Origin of the sequence: Rothia sp. P100 (assembly GCF_023712425.1) — a bacterium.
GTDB lineage: Bacteria > Actinomycetota > Actinomycetes > Actinomycetales > Micrococcaceae > Rothia > Rothia endophytica.
On record NZ_JAMAYG010000014.1, the window covers coordinates 1 to 446 of the forward strand.

1 protein-coding gene is annotated in these 446 nt (G+C 65.5%); it reads right to left on the reverse strand.

Annotated elements, in window-relative coordinates:
* Nucleotides 1–144 precede the first annotated feature (144 nt).
* Nucleotides 145–446: glycosyltransferase (locus tag M3668_RS10965; protein ID WP_251380890.1), on the reverse strand; the 302-nt coding region annotated here is incomplete at its 5' end.

A 446-nucleotide genomic window follows, 5' to 3' on the forward strand; every position in this document is an offset into this window, starting at 1 on the left:
TCCCAGTACTTCTTCCAGATATTCAATGCCATTTCGTGGATCTCAAGGAAGTCACCCAGCGATACGGGTTGTGTCGAATCGACTTCTGATAGACGGACAAGGTCGCGTCGACGAACGCGTCGAACGAAAATTCGCGCTTGCCTTTCAGCCGCGCGCGCTGCGCCCCATCGCGCGGACGCAGCCGGGTTCCTGCACGATCGCGCGCAGGATCGCTTCGATCGCCGCGGGCTCGCGCGGCGGGACGACCCAGCCGTCCACGCCCGGCTCGACGTTCTCGGGCAGCCCGCCCACGCGCGTCACGATCGCCGGGCAGCCGAGCGACATCGCTTCGCGGCACGCATACGACAGGCTCTCGTGGTACGACAGCACGAACGACACGTCGATGATCGAGAACGGCGCCCACACGTCGTCGAGCCGTCCGGTGAACGCGGTGCGCGACGCCATGC